Annotated in this window: 19 protein-coding genes; 12 read left to right on the top strand and 7 right to left on the bottom strand. The window is 58.1% G+C overall.

The window, feature by feature from the left end:
• Positions 1-35: 35 nt before the first annotated feature.
• Positions 36-248, bottom strand: coding sequence for a heavy-metal-associated domain-containing protein (locus tag JK176_RS10145; protein WP_211587711.1), 213 nt, complete (start codon positions 246-248; stop codon positions 36-38).
• Between the two features lie 308 nt (positions 249-556).
• Between JK176_RS10145 and JK176_RS10140 the strand changes: the two genes are divergently transcribed.
• The 4 genes from JK176_RS10140 (at position 557) to JK176_RS10125 (ending at position 3,995) form a co-directional block, all read left to right on the top strand.
• On the top strand, positions 557-964 hold the full coding sequence (locus tag JK176_RS10140) for a hypothetical protein (RefSeq protein WP_211587710.1): 408 nt from the start codon (positions 557-559) through the stop codon (positions 962-964).
• Positions 965-1,051: 87 nt separating this feature from the next.
• Positions 1,052-2,875, top strand: a complete 1,824-nt coding sequence (locus JK176_RS10135) for a copper resistance system multicopper oxidase (protein ID WP_211587709.1) — start codon at positions 1,052-1,054, stop codon at positions 2,873-2,875.
• A complete protein-coding gene (locus tag JK176_RS10130) occupies positions 2,872-3,645 on the top strand; it encodes a copper resistance protein B (protein WP_211587708.1) in 774 nt (257 codons plus the stop codon). Before JK176_RS10135 ends, JK176_RS10130 begins: the two co-directional genes overlap by 4 nt.
• 32 nt (positions 3,646-3,677) lie before the next feature.
• Positions 3,678-3,995 carry a hypothetical protein gene (locus JK176_RS10125; RefSeq protein WP_211587707.1) on the top strand — a complete coding sequence of 106 codons (318 nt, stop codon included), beginning with the start codon at positions 3,678-3,680 and terminating at the stop codon, positions 3,993-3,995.
• Positions 3,996-3,999: 4 nt separating this feature from the next.
• Here the strand turns inward: JK176_RS10125 and JK176_RS10120 are convergent, their stop codons facing one another.
• Positions 4,000-4,341, bottom strand: coding sequence for a metal-sensitive transcriptional regulator (locus tag JK176_RS10120; RefSeq protein ID WP_228125535.1), 342 nt, complete (start codon positions 4,339-4,341; stop codon positions 4,000-4,002).
• Between the two features lie 438 nt (positions 4,342-4,779).
• Between JK176_RS10120 and JK176_RS10115 the strand changes: the two genes are divergently transcribed.
• Genes JK176_RS10115 through JK176_RS10105 form a run of 3 tightly spaced genes read left to right on the top strand, consistent with a single transcriptional unit; the run spans position 4,780 to position 7,085 of the window.
• Positions 4,780-5,022 (top strand): FeoA family protein, encoded by a 243-nt coding sequence (locus JK176_RS10115; protein ID WP_099286286.1) that lies wholly within the window; start codon positions 4,780-4,782, stop codon positions 5,020-5,022.
• Positions 5,023-5,028: 6 nt separating this feature from the next.
• Positions 5,029-6,897, top strand: coding sequence for a ferrous iron transporter B (locus JK176_RS10110; RefSeq protein WP_211587706.1), 1,869 nt, complete (start codon positions 5,029-5,031; stop codon positions 6,895-6,897).
• On the top strand, positions 6,897-7,085 hold the full coding sequence (locus JK176_RS10105) for a hypothetical protein (RefSeq protein WP_211587705.1): 189 nt from the start codon (positions 6,897-6,899) through the stop codon (positions 7,083-7,085). Before JK176_RS10110 ends, JK176_RS10105 begins: the two co-directional genes overlap by 1 nt.
• Positions 7,086-7,102: 17 nt before the next feature.
• Here JK176_RS10105 and JK176_RS10100 read toward each other — a convergent pair whose 3' ends face one another.
• The gene (locus JK176_RS10100) at positions 7,103-8,701 is read right to left on the bottom strand and encodes an alkaline phosphatase (protein ID WP_211587704.1); all 1,599 of its coding nucleotides are present in this window, start codon (positions 8,699-8,701) and stop codon (positions 7,103-7,105) included.
• A 239-nt stretch (positions 8,702-8,940) separates the two neighbouring features.
• Between JK176_RS10100 and JK176_RS10095 the strand changes: the two genes are divergently transcribed.
• From JK176_RS10095 to JK176_RS10085, 3 genes are all read left to right on the top strand, one after another.
• On the top strand, positions 8,941-9,414 hold the full coding sequence (locus JK176_RS10095) for an RNA polymerase sigma factor (RefSeq protein ID WP_211587703.1): 474 nt from the start codon (positions 8,941-8,943) through the stop codon (positions 9,412-9,414).
• 12 nt (positions 9,415-9,426) lie between these two features.
• Entirely contained in the window at positions 9,427-10,344 is a 918-nt protein-coding gene (locus tag JK176_RS10090; protein WP_211587702.1) for a FecR domain-containing protein, read from the top strand.
• Between the two features lie 99 nt (positions 10,345-10,443).
• A complete protein-coding gene (locus JK176_RS10085) occupies positions 10,444-13,128 on the top strand; it encodes a TonB-dependent receptor (protein ID WP_211587701.1) in 2,685 nt (894 codons plus the stop codon).
• A 61-nt stretch (positions 13,129-13,189) separates the two neighbouring features.
• Here the strand turns inward: JK176_RS10085 and JK176_RS10080 are convergent, their stop codons facing one another.
• The 3 genes from JK176_RS10080 to JK176_RS10070 are packed head-to-tail and all read right to left on the bottom strand — an operon-like array spanning position 13,190 to position 17,002.
• Positions 13,190-14,518, bottom strand: coding sequence for a cytochrome c (locus JK176_RS10080; protein ID WP_211587700.1), 1,329 nt, complete (start codon positions 14,516-14,518; stop codon positions 13,190-13,192).
• A complete protein-coding gene (locus JK176_RS10075; protein ID WP_211587699.1) occupies positions 14,515-16,293 on the bottom strand; it encodes a GMC family oxidoreductase in 1,779 nt (592 codons plus the stop codon). Before JK176_RS10075 ends, JK176_RS10080 begins: the two co-directional genes overlap by 4 nt.
• Before the next feature lie 13 nt (positions 16,294-16,306).
• A complete protein-coding gene (locus JK176_RS10070; protein WP_211587698.1) occupies positions 16,307-17,002 on the bottom strand; it encodes a gluconate 2-dehydrogenase subunit 3 family protein in 696 nt (231 codons plus the stop codon).
• Between the two features lie 186 nt (positions 17,003-17,188).
• Here JK176_RS10070 and JK176_RS10065 point away from each other — a divergent pair, with 186 nt between their 5' ends.
• Positions 17,189-18,208 carry a LacI family DNA-binding transcriptional regulator gene (locus JK176_RS10065; protein WP_211587697.1) on the top strand — a complete coding sequence of 340 codons (1,020 nt, stop codon included), beginning with the start codon at positions 17,189-17,191 and terminating at the stop codon, positions 18,206-18,208.
• 82 nt (positions 18,209-18,290) lie between these two features.
• Here JK176_RS10065 and JK176_RS10060 read toward each other — a convergent pair whose 3' ends face one another.
• On the bottom strand, positions 18,291-19,886 hold the full coding sequence (locus tag JK176_RS10060) for a carbohydrate porin (protein WP_249194420.1): 1,596 nt from the start codon (positions 19,884-19,886) through the stop codon (positions 18,291-18,293).
• Positions 19,887-20,386: 500 nt separating this feature from the next.
• Between JK176_RS10060 and JK176_RS10055 the strand changes: the two genes are divergently transcribed.
• Complete coding sequence (locus JK176_RS10055) at positions 20,387-20,821, top strand: heme-binding protein (RefSeq protein WP_194267547.1); 435 nt, start codon at positions 20,387-20,389, stop codon at positions 20,819-20,821.

Genomic DNA, 20,821 nt, shown 5'->3' with positions numbered 1-20,821 from the left:
AAACGCTCCTGTTCAGGAGGAGGCGTGCTCCGGCTTCAGGAAACGACGTCAAATCCCGTGTCTTCGACGACGTCCCTGAACGCTGTGGGCGAAACATGGGCCGGGTCGTAAGAGACCGTCACCTTGCCGCCATCCAGCACGATATCGACGCCCGTTACGCCATTTACGGCTTCAAGAGCGCGCTGGAGCTTGCCCGAACATCCGTTGCAGGACATGCCCTCGACCGTCATGTGCGCTGTTTCTGTCATGTCGTGAAATCCTTGAAAGAGAGAAAAACTCCCCGGTGACGGCATATCCGCATACGATGCGGGGGTATGGTTTATATAACTATTCACCATAAAACGATTCTGGCAACAGTTATTATTTAACGATCATATTTTGGTATATATACCGCACCGGGGTATGCAATTTTCATATTGACCCCGAAACAGATTCGACAAGACAATTTTTTCAGGCACGAAAAAATAATCTTTTCCGATCCCCCGGCTGGGTATAGGGTCGGATCAGATTCGAACGATGAATCGCTCCGTTTCTTCCCCTTCTGTGGTGATTTCTGATGGTCAGGACACATGCCCGGATCTGGATCAGCCTGCTGGCCTGCCTGCTCATGCAGGTGGGGCTGCTGCTCGGCGCATCCACCGCGCAGGCCAGATCTGAAGGCCCCCACATGGCCATGACCCACATCGCTATGACGATGCATCACATGGCCCATCACCAGAAGCCGGATGCCACGGATTGCTGCAAAACCTCAGCGTTCCACGCGATCCCTCATCCGCAACAGTCTTCCGAAGGCTGCTGCCATACGCATGCAGTCTCTGCCGACCCCATGCTGACAATGGCGTCCGTCCACCCGTCCGGCCCGGCCCATAGTGCCGCGCGCGTCTTTGCCTCCGGGCTGCAAGGCCGCTTCAGCGGCACGGACTGGATCCCCGCCTCACCGCCTCCCAAACCCCGCGCAATCTGACACACGCCTGATCGGCGTGGACCCGTCCTGCTGCCCAAAATAGGCATTCAGGGCCTGATCCTCTGTCATTTTTGCGGATTTTTCCTCATGACTTTTCCGTCCCGCTTCCGGGGCGGCCTGACACGACGGCGTTTCGTAACAGGGATCGGTGCAGGCGGCCTTCTGGCAGCTCTGCCCCGCACCTCACAGGCGTTCTCGTCCACGGCTGTTCCCATTAGAGCTTCTTCCGGCATCATACCCCCCACCCCTTCTGACCGGTGGGATCTGAAGGTTGGCCACACGCGCATTTCGCTCGATGGCAAGACCATGCACGCCCCGACCGTCGGCGGCACGGTGCCCGGCCCGATCCTGCGCTTCAAGCAGGGCGATACCGTCAGCATCAACGTGACCAACACGCTGGATGAACCGACCTCGATCCACTGGCACGGCATCCGTACGCCCGCGAACATGGACGGCGTCCCGGGGCTGAGCTTCGGCGGCATCGCCCCCGGGGAGACCTTTACCTACCGCTTCAAACTCCATCAGAGCGGCACCTACTGGTATCACAGCCATTCGGGGATGCAGGAAGCGATGGGCCTGTATGGTGCAATGGTCATCGACCCGCGCCGCCCGGACCCGAACGCCTGCGACCGCGATTACGTCATTTTCCTCGCTGAATGGACGGATGTCATGCCCCATGACATCGTCAGCAACCTCAAAATGCAGGACGATTATTACGTCTTCCGCCAACGCACGGCGGCGTCTTTCCCAAAGGAAGCGCGCGAGGCCGGAAGCGCGGGCGCGGCCCTCGCGGACCGTCTGGCATGGTCGAAAATGCGCATGGCCGCGACCGACATCGCGGACGTCTCGGGCGCGATCTACACCTACACGCTGAACGGGCACGCCCCGGACATGAACTGGAGCGGCCTGTTCCGGCCCGGCGAGAAGGTGCGTCTGCGCTTCATCAACGGCTCGACCATGACGTTTTTCGACATCCGGATTCCGGGGCTCGAAATGCTCGTCGTGCAGGCTGACGGCAACGATATCGAACCTGTCCCGGTGGACGAGTTCCGCATCGGCGTGGCCGAAACCTACGATGTGATCGTCCAGCCGAAGGACGACCGTGCCTATGCCATTTTCGCCCAGAGCGAGGACCGCACCGGCTACGCAAGAGGCACCCTTGCCCCGCGCGAAGGCATGATCGCGCCGCTCCCGCCGATGGACCCACGCCCCGTCCGCACCATGGTGGACATGGGCATGGGAAACATGAAGCCCGGCGAGAGCATGAAGGACATGGATATGTCCGGAGACATGTCGGGCATGAAAATGGATGGCGACATGGCCGGAATGGACATGCCCGGCATGAACATGAAAGGCATGGATATGAGCCACATGGCCATGCCGAAAATGGAAGTGGACGATCCCGGCCCGCCACCCATCAATGTCGAAAACCAGATGCGCGCCATGATGCCCATCGACCGGACCGGCAGCCCCGGCGACGGTCTGGAAAACAACGGCCGCCGCGTCCTGAACTACAAGCAACTCCGCGCCACCCGCCCCGGAGCGGATTTGCGACCGCCAACGCGTGAAATCATCCTGCATCTGACCGGCAACATGGACCGCTATATCTGGGGCTTCAACGGACGGAAATTCTCGGAATCCGGCCCGATCCGCCTCAAACTCGGCGAGCGCGTGCGCTTCACGCTCATCAACGACACCATGATGGAACATCCGATCCATCTGCACGGTCTGTGGAGCGAACTGGAAAATGGTCAGGGCGATTACCGCCCCTACAAGCACACCATCATTTCCCAGCCCGGCTCGAAGCTAAGTTATCTCGTGACGGCCGATACCCCCGGCATGTGGGCGTATCACTGTCACCTGATGTATCACATGGATCTGGGCATGTTCCGCACGGTGATCGTGGCATGAAACACGCCCTTTCTCTCGTGGTTCTGTCCATTCTCGCCCTATCCGGCACGGCTCGCGCCGACCAGCCGGTCTATCATGCCGCCGATGCGCCGGAAGCAACGCCCGTCGTCTATATTGGTGATATCAAACCCGCTATGGATCAGGGCACCTGGCTGCACGGCATCTTCAACCAGCTTGAAGGCCGCTATGCGCCCGGCGGCACCGATTTCCGCTGGGACGGCGAAGCGTGGTTCGGCGGCGATTACAACAAGATCTGGCTCAAATCCGAAGGCACGCTGGAGAAAGGCCGCCTGAGCGATGGCGACCACGAACTCCTCTATACGCGCTCGATTTCGTCCTACTGGAACCTTCAGGGCGGCGTGCGGATGGACCTTGATGACGGCCCGACCCGCACCTGGGGCGCGTTCGGCATCGAAGGTCTGGCGCTCTATGAGTTCGAGTTCGAGGCCACGGCCTATGTCAGCGATCGCGGACGCTTCGCCGCCCGCGTGGAAGGCTCTTACGACTTCCTGCTGACTAACCGCCTGATCCTCCAGCCACAGGCCGAGTTCAATTTCTACACGAAGTCCGACACGGGACGTCAGGCTGGCGCCGGTCTGTCGGATGTCGATGCCGGCCTGCGCCTGCGATACGAACTCTGGCGGAAATTCGCGCCTTATGTGGCCGTGACCTACTCCGGATATCTCACACAAGCCCGCCGGATCGCCCGTGACCAGCACGACGACACCGGCTCCGTCCGCTTCAGCCTCGGCGTCCGAAGCTGGTTCTGATTCCAAAACCCCACACAAGAAAGTCACACATCATGCGCAAGACCCTCCTCGCACTGACCGCCCTCCTCGCAACCGGCACGGCCTACGCCGATCCCTCCATGCCCGGCATGGATATGAGCCATATGGAGATGGGCGGCAAAAACGCCATGACCATGTCGTCCCCCAAAACGCAGGACCCGATGGCCGGACTGAACATGGATCAGCAGATGGCCCTGTGCGCGCATCTTGAGACGCTCAGCAAACAGAACAGCCCGCTGACGCCAAAAATGAAGCAGCAGCGCGCCGCCTGTCAGAAAATGGATATGGGCATGACGAGCCAGCCCGCCCCCGGCGAAACGCTGGACCGCTGATTCGTCAGCGCATCATCCGGCGGACGACCTGGAGAAGCTCGTCGATGGCGTCTTCTCCACCGTCTTCCTGCACTGCGCGGCGCACGCAACCATTGGCGTGGGACGACAGGATCTGGATGGACACACCATCCAGCGCCGACTTGATGGCGGAAATCTGGGTCAGGATGTCCACGCAGTAGCGGTCGTTCTCGATCATGTTGAGAACACCGCCGACCTGCCCCTCGATCCGACGCACACGGTTCGTCAGGGCTTTCTTGCGAGGCTGCTCGACGCGACGACCGTCATCGTCCAGCGGCGCACAGTTCTCGCAGACATCCACTGCATGCTCATTCCGGGATAGTGCCATTACTGGATCCGCCCTTTAGTCAGACATCCGAACATCACTCATGGGTCCATGTCCGCCCATCGGGGTCCGCCTTCAAGCGCACCCGTAACGCGTGTGTATGCCCCGCTGCGTCGGGAATTGCCAGTCCGTAGACACCGATCCGCCTTTTCCCGATCGAAAAAACCGAGTCTCCCGCAGGAAAACGGGCCTCGTCTTGTGCCAGTAAGGTGCAGATATTCCGTTTCAATATGGGATATTGCTCCAGCCTATGCCCCGTCAGGGGAATTTTCGTAAAATTTATTATAAAATCCGGCGATTTCTCCAGTCCCAGACAGTACCCCGGACCGCACTTGATGCAAATCATTCTCACTCCCCTTCCCGGACGGGCCGGATGCGCCTATCTAGAACAGAGGACGGAGCCTGTGAGCCTCCGTGCATACTCACCGGGGTACGGAACTGATGTTGTATCTGGATACACTGCCCAAGGGCGGACATGCCGTGATCGAAAAGGTCGAACAGCGTGCGCCTCTGGACCCGATCGCCACACGCCTCGGCGAACTGGGCTTCGTGCCCGGCGAAGCCGTACAGGTCGTCGCGACCGGTCCGATGGGCAGGGATCCGATTGCCGTGCGTCTGGGCACATCACGCTTTGCCCTGCGTCGTGGCGAAGCCGCCCGCGTCGGCCTGCGGACCGTTTCCTGACACCCCATGAGTGCAACCGAGTCCCCGCAGACACCCGCGTCCTCTCTGCATATCGCCCTCGTCGGAAATCCGAACTGCGGCAAGACCTCCCTGTTCAACCAGCTGACGGGCAGCCGTCAGAAAGTCGCCAACTACGCGGGCGTCACGGTCGAACGCAAGGAAGGCTTCTTCACCACACCCAACGGCCGCGCCATCCGCGTGCTCGACCTGCCGGGCGCCTACAGCCTTGATTCGACAAGCCCGGACGAGGACGTCACACGCGATGTCTGTCTCGGACGTCATCGGACCGAACCCCGACCGGAAATGCTGGTAGCCGTTATTTCGGCGACCAACCTGCGGTTGCATCTGCGCTTCCTTTTGGAACTGAAGCAACTGGGCCTTCCCGTCATCGTCGCACTGAGCATGATGGACGAAGCCCGCCGCCACGGCCTTCAGATCGACGTCGCCGGATTGCAGGCCGATCTGGGCATTCCCATCGTCCCCGTGATCAGCCTCAACCGCGCAGGCGTGATGCCGCTGCTTCAAGCGCTGGATCTTGCCCTCCCGGCTCCGCCTGTGCCTCTTCCGGCAGGGCTGGACCCGCATATGGAAGTCCGGCGCCTGCTCGCGACCTATGTCGTCGATCCCGCCTCCGGAACGGACCGCCTGACGGACCGGCTGGACCGCGTGTTTCTGCACCCAGTCTGGGGCCCGGTGATTCTTCTGATCGTGCTGTTCGTCATGTTCCAGACCGTCTTCGCGTGGGCGCAACCGCTCATGGACGGTCTGGGCAATGGCATCTCGCTTTTTGGAGAGATCGTTCTCAAACCGCTGCCGGGCGGCGTCCTGCACAGTCTGCTGGCGGACGGTGTGCTGGCGGGTGCGGGCACGGTCATTGTGTTCCTGCCACAGATCCTCATCCTGTTTTTGTGGATTCTCGCCCTTGAGGAATCCGGCTATCTGCCACGCGCGGCCTTCCTGCTCGACCGGCTGATGGCGCTGGCGGGGCTGAGCGGACGCTCCTTCATTCCCCTGCTGTCGAGCTTCGCCTGCGCCATTCCCGGCATCATGGCCGCCCGCACGATCCAGAACCCGCGCGACCGTCTGGTCACGATCCTGATCGCACCGCTCATGACCTGCTCGGCGCGCCTGCCGGTCTATACGCTGCTGATCGGCGCGTTTGTGCCACATCATACGGTTCTCGGAATTTTCGGGCTTCAGGGGCTGGTGCTGTTCGGGCTCTATGCCGTCGCCATCATCAGCGGCGTGATCGCCGCGCGGGTCATGACGCGGGGTGTGAAGTCCGAAGAACATCCACTGCTGCTCGAACTGCCGTCCTATCGCCGCCCGAATCTCAGGAGCCTTGCGCTCGGACTGTGGCAACAGGCGGTAATGTTCCTCTCCCGCGTCGGCACGATCATCGTCACGCTGAACGTGCTGCTCTGGGCGCTGTCGAGCTTCCCGCTCCCCCCCGCAGGCGCACCGGGACCGGCCATCGATTACAGTCTGGCAGGACGGATCGGCCATCTGATGCAGTGGGTTTTCGCGCCCATCGGCTTCAACTGGCAGATCTGCGTCTCGCTCATTCCCGGCCTTGCAGCGCGCGAAGTGGCGGTCAGTTCGCTGGCCACCGTCTATGCCATCGGAGCCACCGATGACGGCGCGGCCGACAGGCTCTTGCCCCTGCTCTCGACGCAGTGGAGCATGGCCACGGCCTTCTCGCTGCTGGCATGGTATGTTTATGCGCCGCAATGCATTTCGACACTGGCTGTCATGCGTCGGGAAACCGGATCGATCAAAACCGTTCTAGGGGCTGCGGCGTATCTGTTCGGTCTGGCCTATCTGGCCGCATTCCTGACCTATCACATCACCCGCGCCATTACGGGAGTTCCCTGATGCTCGAATTTGCTGTTGCCGTCCTGATTGTCTGCGCGGCCGCCATTTACTGGTACGCCCGCCTGTTTCCCGTCGGATGGGGCCGAGTACGAACAGCTGTGGGCCTCTCCACGCCACAGTCCACCGCAGGCAAGGGCTGCGGTGGCTGTTCGGGCTGCGACCGCTCGGGCAAAGGCGGCTGCCACTAGGACAACCACCCTCTTTTTCAGGCTTTCTGAAGGCCCGGATTGCCACGCTCAACCGCAAAGCTGGCATAAGTGGACAGCTTGCCCCCCGGCACCATGACCCGGTCGATCGTCTTCAGATCGGCATGCCATACTTCCGGCCCCACATCACACAAAACATAACCGCGCTTGTCGGTCGTGGCTTTCAGGTGCGGGTTTTCGCTGCGGGCAATGCGACTGAAATGATCGTCGTCGCCCAGACCATCCGCTCCCGATGAAATGGACGTGGCGAGAAATTCAACCGAAACCGGCTTACCGCGCCCCGGCTCAATCAGCAGATCCCCGGCGAAGTGCCGATGCGCGTCTCCCGTCACATTGACCACGTTTCCGGGGCAATGCGTGTCGATGAAGTCCAGCAGGCGCTTGCGGCTGTAAAGATAGCCCGACCACTGATCCATGCTGTAGGTCAGCTCGGAATGCGCGGACTTCCGATGCGCCAGATCCATGATCATGACCTGATGCGCCAGCAGGTTCCATTTCGCGTCCGACCGCCCCAGACCGTCAAACAGCCACTGCTCCTGTTCCGCGCCCATCATGGTGCGCTCGGGAGACCAGACGTCCTTGCCCTGCGCAGCATTTGTGTCACCATACGCCTGATCGCTGCGATACTGGCGCGTATCCAGCACGAACATGTTCATCAGATCGCCAAAGGTGAAGCTGCGATAGAGCTGCATGTGGCTGCCATCGGGAATGGACGTCGCCCGCAGTGGCATGTTCTCGTAATACGCCTGTAGTCCGACCGCCCGGCGCAGACGGAAAATCTCCGGCGGCGTGCCGTCCTGATCGGTATCTCCGGCCCAGTTATTGTCGATCTCGTGGTCGTCAAAACTGACAATCCACGACGTCGCGGCATGGGCGGCCTGAAGGTCCGGGTCCAGCTTGTACTGGGCATAGCGGCGGCGATATTCGTCCAGCGAATAACATTCCGGCCCGACATGACGCCGCAGAACATGCGCCTTGCGCCCGTCGATATCGCGCAGATGGTCGCCGCTATCCGCGCCTTCGTAAATATAATCGCCATAATGGAACACGAAATCGATCGGCTCGTTCGCGATGGCGCGCCAGGCGGTGTAGTAGCCATATTCGTAATGCTGGCAGCCGGCTGCGGCAAAGCGCACGCGTGACAGCGGCGCACCCGGCATTGGCAGCGTACGCCCCCGGCCAACGGGGCTCTGATAGCCCGCAATGTGGAAACGGTACCAATACGGCCGCTCAGGCCTCAGCCCCGCAACCTCGACATGAACTGAATGGCCAAGCTCCGGATGGGCGAGCGCCTGTCCGCTCTGTACGGGTTTCGAGAATGCCTCGTCCTCGCTGACCTCCCAGCCCACCAGAACCGGTTTGAGAGCCTCCATGCCGCCTGCCTCTTCCAGCGGATCGGGGGCGAGGCGCGTCCACAGCACCAGACCGTCCGAAGCTGGATCGCCGGAGGCCACGCCAAGCTGGAACGGAGTGGCTTTAAAACTCGGATTTTTCTCCAGATCGCGCGGGACAGCAGCCCGCAGCGCACGCACGCGCGTCGAGAGGAGGAGACCCGCACCAAGGCCGGTCAGCAGGCTTCTACGTTTCATGAACACCATGCAGCAGTTCTTTCCTACGAAGCCCGGCTTCCTGCGAAACCGGGCTTCCAGAGGTCTTTGGACACACGCCCTCCGCTCTGTGGACACATGAAATGGAGATTTGCCCACTCCCCCAAACGCCATTTCATGAAACTGTCACGAATGTAGCCGCGCGAATTCCCTAAACGCTGTTGCGCCGCAGCCCGGAGGGGTCCTTTCAGGGCGTGGTGATTCGGAAACATCCAGAAACGGGAACATGGATGCGCTGTCAGCAGGAATGGTTGCGCCTTTATCGCAGGGTGCGTTCCCGGACCCGTCGGGAGGATGCGGACGACCACCTTCAGAACGCCCTCATGAGCTATTTCGAGCGCCCCGAAGGCAGCGTGCAGCATCAGGACGCCTATATCACCCGAAGCGCCGTGAATTCCTCCCTCAACGCGATCCGCCGCGAACGGCAGGGATATGTGCAGGCGGCGGACGACTTCGAAACGCTTGTCAATGTCCCCGACCCTGCGCCCTCGCAGGAGGATATTTACGAATCAACGCAAAGACTGGCGCATTTTCACGAAGGCTGCGAACAGCTCCCGGACCGGACCCGACAGATCTTCCTGATGAACCGTGTGGAAAAAATGAAGTACAGCCATATTGCGAAATCGCTGGCGATCAGTGAAAGCAGCGTTGAAAAACATATCGCAAAGGCGCTGATATTCCTTTCAGCATGGATGGATCACTGAAATACCAATCTGATGGACGTCATCAAACTCCGCGCGGCAGAATGGATTGCACGCCTCCATGCCGAGGACTGCACACCGCTCGACCATGACATGTTCCGCGACTGGCTGGCGAGCGATCCCCGGAACGGACCGGTTTTCGAACATCTGACGGAACTGTGGGAACTCTCCGGAGGCGCACGCACGCCCCCCGTCGTTGCAAAACCGGCTCAAACCGTCCGACGCCCCGTGCTCAGCCGGCGTCATGCGCTGGCCGGGTTGGTGGCTGCGGCTTTTCTGGCCGTTCCGCCATGGGAAGGTGCCCATGCCAGCCGGATCGAAGAGACCGGAATTGGAAGCATCCGCGACGTCCGCCTCACGTCCCGGACGGATTGCCGCCTCGACACCCAGACGCGCCTTGTGGTGGGCGCGAACAGTCAGCAGGCGCGGCTGTGTCACGGGCAGGTCCTGCTCTCGGTGGCCGGACCGGACCCGTTCCATCTTTCCGCCGACGGCATGACCGTACAGCTTCATGACAAGACATCCGCCGATATCCGCATCAATCGCGGCAATACGGAAGTCACAGCTATCCGGGGCAAGGTGTTCCTGACCGCAGCCGCCCTGCGCGAGGCCGGACGCTGGGTGATGCCGGGACAGCGCCTGCGGATGGATCGCCACGGCGGCTGGAACATCGATTATCCCGATCTGGAAACATTGCTCTCCTGGCAGAGCGGCGAACTGGTGTTCCGCAATCAGCCGCTGGCGGAGGTGATTCAGGAAATCAACCGTTACGCCTCCCGCCAGATCGTCCTGTCCGCGCCGCGTCTGGCCTCGCAGCGTCTGAGCGGCGTGTATCATGTACGTCAGGGGGATGCGTTTTTGCAGATGCTCCCGCATCTGCTGCCCCTGCGGATCCGTCCGGCCCATAACGCTTACGAAATCGTCGCTTTATGACGTTTCGATGAAAACCGCTGCATCGCGCTGAGGTTTTCATTTTCTCATCTGTCTTCCTGTCGAGACCGCTTTCAGGCCCGACGACAGGAAACGAGCCCCATGACCCCGCCCTCCCGTTACCCCCGCCGCACCGTTCTGCTTCTGTCGGCAGGCGCGACCATTCTGACGCATTCGCTGTCCAGCGCCTGCGCAGCCCCGAGCGCTCCGGTGCATATCGCGCCGCAGCCCATGGCACAGGCCCTCGTAACGCTGGGGCATCAGACGGGCCGCAACATCATTTTCACCTCCGATGCCGTGGCCCATCTGCGCGCGCCTGCCGTGGACGGCACGCTGTCGCCCGACGATGCGGTCAAACGCCTGCTGCGCGGGAGCGGACTGAAGGCAGAGGCCATGCCGGATGGCGGCGTCATCATCCGCAAGGACCCCTCCGCGCGCCCAAAGCCGCAGCGCCTGCGTGAAGCGCAGGCGCATGACATCGAACAGATCGTCGCCACCGGCCACCGCACACGCTCGGTCATGAGTGTCAGCGGCGACGAAATGCAGACGCTCATGCCGGGCCAGAGCCCGATGCAGGCGCTGGATCTGCTGCCGGGCGTCACGTTCACCAACGTCGATCCGTGGGGCAATAACGAGCAGAATTCCAGCATTTACGTCCACGGCTTCAATCAGAACCAGCTCGGCTACACGATGGACGGCGTGCCGCTCGGCGCCGGGGCTTATGGCAACTATAACGGCCTGTCCCCGCAGCGCGCGGCGATCAGTGAAGACATCGGATCGACGTCCCTGTCCTCTGGTGCAGGCGCGCTCGGCACGGCCTCGACCAGCAATCTGGGCGGGACGATCGAATTCACCACGCGCGATCCGAAAAAGAAGGCTGGTGCCACGATCAACCAGACCTTCGGCAGCTATTCCACATTCCGGACATTTGCGCGCGTCGATACAGGCAATTTCGGCAACGGCAATTCCGCCTATATGGCGTTTGCCCGTCAGGACGCCCGTCCCTGGAATCTCGGCAATGCCAACCGGCAGGGTGGTTATCAGGTGAACGGGAAATTCGTCCATAAGGGCGAAAACACCACCATCACCGCCTATTTCGACTGGCAGAACAAGGCCGAGCCCAACACGCAGGGTCTGACGGCTCCCACCGATCTCTATGCGCGCGGGGCCTTCTTCCCGGACCTGAACGCCGCCATGGCGGGGTATCCGGCTGAAAGCTCAACCAAAGCCGGACCGGCAACGCCGAACAACAAATATTACTTCTCCGCCGCCCAGCGCACGGACTACCTGACCTATCTGAAAATTTCCCACCGGTTCTCCCCGAACCTGAACTGGGACAACCAGCTTTACTTCCATTACGACGACGGCGCAGGCGTGGTCGCGACCTCCATCCGCACCAATGCGATCCTGACGATCCTCGGCTCCTATCTCGACCCGACCGGCACGAAATACATCAAGAACGGACAGTTCACTTACAGCGTCGCAGGTATTGATCCGAAGGTCTGGAATGCCACGGGTGGCACGGGTTTCGCCGTCCGCACCACGGAATACAGCGATTATCGCGGCGGCCTGATCAGCACGCTGCACTACCGCCTCGGCCATCACAATATCGAGCTGGGTGGCTGGTATGAGCGCAACAACAACGAACAGGGGCGCTACTGGTATCCGCTGACGCAGAATGACACGCTGACGCCCTATACGCGCCCGACCAACCCGCTGTTCACGCAGTGGAACAACGCGTTCTACACCAATACTTTCGTGACGCATCTTCAGGACAGCTGGAAGGTGACGTCTCGCCTGACGCTGACGGCGGGCTTCAAGTCCGAAATGGTTTATACCAACGGCACCCTCCCGGTGGCTGCCCTGCCGCAGTCCCTCGCCTCTTCCGTGAAAGGTGCGAAGAAGATCGTCGATACCAGCACCAATACTGTCGCGGGCGGGACCATCCCGTCCTACAAACCATTCCTGCCCGCCTTCGGTGCGTTGTGGAACGTCACGCAGCACGAACAGCTCTTTGCCAATATTCAGGAGAACATGAACTCCTTCGCCGCCACCGGCTATGGCTCGACCTCACCCTGGGCCGTATCGGATCAGGCGGATTTCGAGAAGTTCAAGCGCAGCGGCAAGCCGGAAACATCCTGGACGTATGAAACCGGCATCCGCACCAGCCATCCGATCAATACGCGCATCCTGACCGGGATCAGCGGACAGCTCGAATATTATCACGTCGATTTCTACAACCGCCTCGGCACCATTTCGCCGCCGGGTCAGGGTATTTCAGGCGTCGGCAATACGGTAGCAAACCTTGGCAGCGTCTCGACAAACGGCATGGACATGTCGTTTACGCTGCGCTTCGGACCCCATTTCTCGATCTATGATGCCGTGTCCTATGTCAGCAGCATTTACGGCAACGACTTCATGGATGGAGCGATGCTCTATGCCACCAAGGACAAGAAGGTCCCGGCCATTCCGGCATGGTCCGACAAGTTCGCCGTCAACTACAATCAGGGTGGCTTTAACGCCCAGTTCAGCGGCAGCTATATGGGCGTCCGTCCGGGCACCATCACCAACAGCGTCATGGTTCCTCCGCGCGTGCAGCTTGCCTTCAGCTCCAGCTACACGTTCCACCAGATCCCGCATATGAACAGCCTCAAGCTCCAGTTCAACGCCAGCAACCTGACGAATGCGCGTTCCTGGTCCACGATCGCCGCCGGAGATGCCAGCACATACACCGGCTACCCCACGGCCCCGCGCATGTTCTTCGGAACAGTGTCCGCAGCTTTCTGAGCCTGCCATGAATGCCGGCGAGCCCTTCCGACCGGACGGCTCACCGGCATTTCCTGCAGTCTCAGTTCAGCGGAATAATACCCTGCTTCATCATCGTCTTCGGTGCGGTTTTCTTAAGCTCGTCCACTGTTGCAGCCGTGATTGGCGGAGCATTGTTTCCCCATGCTTTTCGGATGAACGTTACGACATCCGCAATCTGCTGCGAGCTGAGCATGTTTCCATAGGCCGGCATGACGAAGGCGGACGGCGCTCTGGTCATTCCTGGCAGCACCGCACCACTTTGCACCACATGCACCAGAGAGGCCGGATCATCACTCATGAGCACCGGATTACCCGCGAGCGGCGGAAAAGCGGGCGCATATCCACGACCATCGGAACGATGGCACGCCGCACAATGATCTACATAAACCTTGGCTCCTGGAGCCGAGACATCTCCCGCCTGTAACGCGGACGCCGCTTCCGGATCATACCTCCATGCCGACAAAGCCGGATTATGCGGTTGCAACGACAGCAGATACTGCGCCATCGCGTGGAGGTCTGCGTCCGTCAGATGTTGCGTTCCATGGAAAATGGCATCGGTCATACCTCCGAATGCTTCACCCCGCCGGTTACGACCGGTCGCAAGAAACTGGACGATATCGTCCTCGGACCAGCCCGCAAGACCGGTCCGCTGATCCTGCCGCAGACTGGTCGGGACGAAACCGTCGATTGGCGCGCCCCCGGAGAGGAACAGTGATCCACTGCTGTTTGAAAGCGACTTCTCCTGCATCGCCAGTCCTCGGGGAGAATGGCAGGCCCCGCAATGACCCGGTCCTTCCACAAGATAAGCGCCGCGTCCTATCCCATCATTGGGAAGAGACCGCATGACGTCTTTCTGTGCCGCACGGATAGAAGGCGAGAACACCGCCCGCCAGATGGTCATCGGCAGACGGATGGACAGCGGCCATGCAATCCGGTTGGAAGGCGCCGCCTGATCAACCGGCTGAACACCCTTCATGAAATAGACATACAGAGCATGAATGTCTGAATCGCTCATGCGGGCATAGGACGGAAAGGGCATTGCCGGATAAAGGCTTGCTCCGTCCCGGCGTACGCCTTCACGTACGGCACGGGAAAATTCGGCTTCCGAATAGGCACCAATTCCATGTGTGGCGTCCGGAGTGATATTGGATGAATAGATCGATCCAATCGGTAGCTTGAACTCCATACCGCCCGCGAAATTACCCCGTCCGCTGACCGTATGACAGGCGCTGCAATCGGAAGCCTCCGCAACATATTGTCCCTGTTTGACAAGGGCATTTGTATCTTCTGCATGCAGATCCGAAACGAAACCTGTCAGCAGGACAGCAGCGCTGAAAAACGCTGCGCGGGAAAACAAACCGTATGTCATGCCTGCACCATCGGACCTGGATTTTTCAGATAGGTCGTCCGGATATGATAAGCCGCCCAGTAAGCCAGAGCCGCAACCATACCGGTCGGATTATACCCCATTCCCTGCGGAAACGCGCTGGCTCCGATGACGAAAACATTCGAAACGTCCCAGCTCTGCAGATAACGGTTGACGCAACTCGTCTTGGGATCGGTGCCCATGACAGCGCCTCCACCCAGATGTGTGGTCTGATACCGGCGGGTATCGAAAACCTCGCCGTCTTTCAGCATTCCCAAAGAATAACGGGTTGCTCCCATCGCCTTGATAACAGGCTCGATTTTACCAACCACATACTGGTTCATACGGATGTCGTTCTCCTTCCAGTTAAACGTCATCCGCAGCAAGGGCTGCCCATAGGCATTGGTGTAAGTAGGATCAAGATCCAGATAAACATCCCGATACGCCATGTTGCTGCCATGGGCGTCGATCGTCAGAGAATGACGGTACGTGTCCACCATTGCGTCTTTGTACCCTTCGCCCCATGTGGGGGCCTTGCCGCCCGGCCCGCCGACAGCCGCCGCAATCGGCTTGACGCCCGCCTGATTGACCCAGACCGGTGATCCGCCCACAAAACCAAGAGGGCCGTGATCGAAATTCATGCTGTTGAAATCATCAATCGCCACACCTGCCCCACCAGCACCGACAAAAAGATTCGTGTACTGTTTGGGAGAAAGCCAGGCCCGGGACGTCGTGATTGTCTGATAGACGAAATTCCGTCCGACCGTTCCGGTATTCTGTTTCGGATCATAAGGCTGCCCAATACCCGAGAGCAGCATCAGATGAACATTGTGAAACTGAAAAGCGCTGATAATGACAAGATCAGCGTCCAGCTCGACCTGCTTCTGGGTTCGCAGATCGAGATAGGTCACACCAGTCGCCTTTTTCTTGTCAGCATCCAGATTGACTTTAAGAACATGCGCTTTGGTGATCAGTGTGAACTTTGAATCCTGACGCAGCGCAGGGAGAATGTTCACATTCGGCGACGCCTTCGAATACATGTAGCAGTCATACCCGCTGCAATATCCGCAGAAATTGCACGGCCCCATCTGCGCACCATACGGATTGGTGTATTGCGCCGACGCATTCGCAGCAGGCAGCGCATACGGGTGGTAACCCACGCTGGCAGCGGCAGTCCTGAACAGACTGGCCGAATAAACATCGCCCATCGCCGGGAGCGGAAAGGCATCGGAACGGTCAGGAGCAAAGCGGTTTCCCTTCCCCACAACCTTCCCGTTGATTGTATATGGCTCTCCTGACGTGCCGAAAACCTTCTCCGCCTTGTCGAAAAACGGCTCCAGCTCTTCATAGGTCACACCATAGTCCTGAAGATTCATACCCTCGGGAATGAAGCTCTTGCCATAACGGGCGACAACATTGGTGCGCAGGGCTAGATCGTCCGGCGCAACACGGAAATGCACGCCCGACCAATGCAAGCCGGCACCGCCAACCCCCTCGCCCGGCAGAAACGCTGCCAAACGGCGATATGGCAAGGCTTCCTGATCCAGCGTGTTCCGGATCGTGACGGTAGACTTCGACATATTCTGGAAAAGGCGATGACGGATCGCCCCCCTCAGTTCGTCGATGGAGGTTGGATAATCGCCCTCAACAGCAGTGGCGCGCTCATCACCACGCTCCAGCATGACAACAGACAGCCCCGCTTCCGTCAGTTCCTTGGCCAGGATTGAACCCGCCCAGCCCGCACCGATCACAACGGCATCAACTTTTTTTGCACACATCTTCTGAAAATCCTCAGGCAGTTTCGCCAGATATCGAAACAGGCCCGAAAGGATACGGCGCCCCTTTCTGGTTGACCCAGTCCATGAAATCAGCCCGCGCGCCGGGGAAGCCGAGAAGCATCCAGCCCGCAAGACCCTTGTTGCCGCCGTAAAGGGGATCGGAGAAAACGCCTTCGAGCGTGTTCTGGCGCAGCTGCTCGAAAAACGTATGGGCAGGTACCGCGCCCAGCATCATTTTTCCCTGTTCGAACGTCTTGAGAAGAGCGGTCTGGTCCGAAGGTTCAAGCTCGTCGAAACGCCGTCCTTTAAGCTGGCGTGCATAGGCATTCGCAGCTTCAATAGACTGTCGATAGAGATCACGCGGCGGCAAAGAGAGCTGATATCCCAGATTGGGCGCCCCTGACCGAAACGGGCCGGACATGTACCACAACTCACCATGGCCATAAGGAGTATTCATCTGCCGATCGATGAATTCCGGCGCCCCGAGTACCGCGCCATCAGGCCCATGAGCATCTGCAGGGAATATTCTCGCACAGGCGGCATTCAGAAAACGCCATTCCTCGGGCGTAAAATATTGCGGTTGATACGGTCGGCTGCTTTCCGACTGCAACGCATCAGCCCAGACCTTGTGGCCCCCGTAAATCCAGAACGACGTTGACCCCAAAAGACCCGCGGTGAAATTCCGCCGCGTTGAAGAAGGTAGCTTCATTTGATACTCCACTGACACACATGACGTGACGACATGAAATGATTCTGCATAATGACATCCCTCTGCCTTTTCCCTTTGCGCACTTGAGGAAGTATGGGATGCTCACGAAAAAGAGATCCGCTCCCGGAGAGACCGTATTTTGAATAATGACGACACGCCGCAGCTCCCAGGAGGGATTTGACAAGCATGAATGGCCCTCAGAAAGCAGTAACTCTCAATTCTGTTGCTGTTGAAGCAGGGGTCTCGCGCGCCACTGCGTCTCTTGTTCTTCGAAGCAGCCCCCTGGTTTCTGTGAGCACGAGAGAACGGGTCATCGCTGCGATGGACAAGCTGGGCTATATTTACAATCGAGGTGCCGCAAATCTCCGGGGTCAGAAAACCGGCACCATCGGACTGGTTCTTTGCGATATCGGCAGCCCTTTCTACAGCCAGTTGATGCTGGGGATCGACGAAATCATCGTGGAAGCCAGTATTGTCGCAATCCTGGTCAACAGCGCTGAAAACCCCGAGAGACAGCTCAGACAGGTCCGGCGTCTGCGCGAACATGGGGTGGATGGCCTGATTATCTGTCCGGCCGTTGGAACGCCCGAGGCGCTCCTGTCCGAAATCGCAAACCTCCGCATCCCCTGCGTGCAGGTTCTGCGACATGTCTCGCAGACGGGCGGTGACTATGTCGGCCCCGACTATGCGGAGGGTACCTCTCTCGCAGTCAAACATCTCATCCAACATGGTCGGCAGAACATTGCCTTCCTTGGGGGAAGAGCCATACATTCTGCCGCCCGGGAACGTCTGGACGGTTTTCGGAAGACCCTCAAAAGACACAAACTCCGCCATGACCTGATCATCCCCACCAATCTGGGAAATCTGGCTGATTTCGGCAGCCTCCCGGATCTCATGGCGTCCTCCAGTCCGCCGGATGCTTTCATCTGCTACAATGACATGGTCGCTCAGTCCCTGATGGGACATCTGCTGTCTCTGGGGAAAATGCCCGGACGCGATTTCGGTGTGATCGGTGCCGACAATCTGCCGCAGAGCGCGACGTCCTTCCCTCCCCTGACCACGATCGTCACAGATCCTGTGGGCGTTGGTCGTAACGCTGCGCGCCTGCTGCTGGACAGAATTGAAAATGCCAGTCCCTCCAGCACCCGCATTCTGGTGTCCGGACAGTTGATGGTGCGTCAGAGTTGCGGAGGCCACGCGCCCTGATCCTTCCGAAGGTACAACCAATGGGTTCCTTGGAGCGGTTTGTATATGGGAAATTATCATAACCATAACTCCATGGATCGATCTAAAAGAGAGACACATAAGATTTGAAGCCGAGCATCGCCGAATTGCGCAGACCAACTTGTCCGTTAGGGTTCATATAATACTGAAAATCGGGTCTGAACGTTACGCCGCGCATCACATTTATGGAATAATCGACTTCGAAAACCTCGGCGTTGGTCTGAACGCCTGTCGCATGGTTGGGCATACCGACATATTTCCCCGCCGCAACCATCGCAAACGTCGTATCACGCGTTCCCGGGGCAATGCTGACATAAGAAAAAGCCACACCAAACATGTCCTCAGGACGACCGGGTATCAGTCCCTGACTGATCAAAGCGCCATAGACTTCAAAATCGCGCACGGCAGTATGAGGAGAATTATAAATATACCCCCCCATGAATGTCAGTCCTGCCGTTTCTGGTCTGTTGGAATAATTCATAAGTTTCTGATCGAACATGAAATACGTTTGCCACGATGAGTCTCGCATGCGCTGAACGCCACCATAGACATAATAGGATTGGCCTTTGGTGTTATAATAATTATCAGGGCGACGAACATCGTCATATACAAACCCTAGTTTATAATGGCCCGGAAGATTATGATGACTTCCGAAATGTGGCTCCCATTGCGCTTCGACCGGAATTTCATAGCCAACAATATTGGCTCCGTTGAATTTGAATCCCGTTCTATGTTGGTAATTCATGTAGATGCCATTTTCAGCAAAATATACAGCTGTCTGAATATAAAGATCTTTCCGAGGCCGCCCTTTCATATGAAACGCCCATGTCGCCGCTGGATAACTGCCATAATAATTACTATCCGCCGCAGCCTTGGGACGGCCGCAGAACGAGTTGTTCTGAAAGCTACAGAAAATGGGGCTGGAGGCGAAGTCAGACATCTGGGACATCCGGCCACCCGAAATCAGAAACCGCCCCCCGAACAGACTTTCTTCTCCGTAAAGAGAAACAAGGTGCACCACTACATTTCCACCACCGCCATAGATCTCGGAGCTATGCGCCAACCAGTCACCAAACATTCTGTTGGCAGTTGTTCCATATCGACCGATGGTCGTCATGCGCGTCACAAAGCCCTTGATACCGGCCAGATGTTCCCAATCAACAACAAGATTGGCTGAATACTGTCCAGCGTTACTCGATCCATCTCTATAGTTTTTATAGTGGGGCCCTTTCGTTGGGTTTTGAAGCGCTCCTGCATACTCATTGGTATTATCAAAATGAAACCCAATACCGTTTTTTCTCAGCCAGGACGTCATACCGAACGGGTCCGAGAAAATGGAGGGCGGCCCTTCTGTAATAGGCGACGGGGCCGCATGGGGAGGCGACAAAGGTGGGGCCGGGTAAGTGGTGAAGATACCCGGCGGGATAGCGACCTGCGGGGGCGCATTCTGCTGAACCGAATTTAAAGGTGTGGAGGCATTCTGCTGAGGCCCCAGAACTTGGGATTGAGGTTGAGTATTACTCAGGTCCTGAGCAGAAACAAAAGAATTTAATCCAGAATATGAAAAGATAAAAGTAACATATAAAAATATTTTATAGAATCTTGATGCCTTATTTAGTGAACCTCCAAAATGATATATTTCTAATATATCCTTAGACATTTCCATTCCAGTAAAACATTTTGATACTTATTCAAACTTGATTCAACGACTCCGAATCAAATCGGATAAGTACTTCTCGTCATCTGCGGAGCGGACATGCCATATAATTTTCTCATTTCCCATCCCGCCCTTCATCACGAAATCTGTGAAGACTTTCTCGCAAAACTAAGAGACAGGGCAAAAATTTAGATCGGTTCAAATTTTCCAATTTTCGGCCAAATGAAAAAAATGGTTTTTTTTCATTGAGATAATAGCCAAGTCCTTGCCATCAAGAGGGCCAAGCCCCCTCACCAGACCAAGATAAGTTCCCTTATTTCCATACTTTGTCACAATATAGTGAATTAGACCGATCTAGGTGGACTCCTGAGTCTCATGGCAAATGCCCCTTAGCCGTTACGAAATATGACCGAAAGGCGCGCCACGTGCTGCTATTCAGGAATAGGCCCACCGGGGCTTACCATAAGCTCTTCCGACACATCTGTTATGTGACGGTTCTCGGGGTGAGCATCATTCCCAGGATTGTTCAGGCAGATGAACCATCGTCCTCGAACATATCTCTTGCTCAGGCACGCATTCTGGCGCGGACCGCGGAAGACAGAGCTGCATCCAATCATACAGCCATTGTCGTGACGGTTGTGGACCCTTCGGGACAACCGCTTCTCGTCGAACGTATGGCAGAAGCGCAGCTTGCCAGCCTCGAACTCTCAAAACGGAAAGCTGTCAGCGCAGTCTTTTACAAGCGGCCGTCTTCAGCTTTCGAAGCCGCATTGAGTGGCGGAAAAATGGCAGTTCTGGCTCTTCCAGATGCCATGCCCGCCGGTGGTGGCGTCCCGATATTCCGTAACGGACAGCTTGTTGGCGGCATGGGAGTGAGCGGCGGCAATAACGCTCAGGATTCCGAGGCTGCAAATGCCGCGGTGGAGGCTTTGAAATGA

The organism is Gluconobacter sp. Dm-73, assembly GCF_018256215.1.
Lineage (GTDB): Bacteria > Pseudomonadota > Alphaproteobacteria > Acetobacterales > Acetobacteraceae > Gluconobacter > Gluconobacter cadivus.
This window is presented reverse-complemented; position numbering and strand designations above follow the sequence as displayed.